Raw genomic sequence first — 248 nt, 5'->3', positions numbered from 1 at the left:
CAGGCATTCCAGGACGGCAAAGGAGCAGATAAACCTCGTCTGTACTGATGAGCGCCTGTCGATCTCATGAAGCCGGGTCTTCATTTCCGGCTCCAGGGCCTTGTAGGTTCTGGCTCCGTCCGCGGAATATGACTTCACCAAGTCAACCAATGAAGCCGGCTTGAGTTTTATTTCCGCCGTCGCCTCGGAGACGAAGGTGGCTTTGTCCTTGAGAAAGGGATAGGCATTAAATGCCGCAACCATCTCCG

General features: G+C 54.0%; 1 protein-coding gene. It reads right to left on the bottom strand.

Annotated elements, in window-relative coordinates:
* On the bottom strand, window positions 1-248 hold a 248-nt coding region (locus SB725_RS33010), incomplete at both ends, for a hypothetical protein (protein WP_410923674.1).

Source organism: Pseudomonas sp. SIMBA_041 (genome assembly GCF_046535095.1).
Taxonomy (GTDB): Bacteria; Pseudomonadota; Gammaproteobacteria; order Pseudomonadales; family Pseudomonadaceae; genus Aquipseudomonas; species Aquipseudomonas mucoides.
This window is presented reverse-complemented; position numbering and strand designations above follow the sequence as displayed.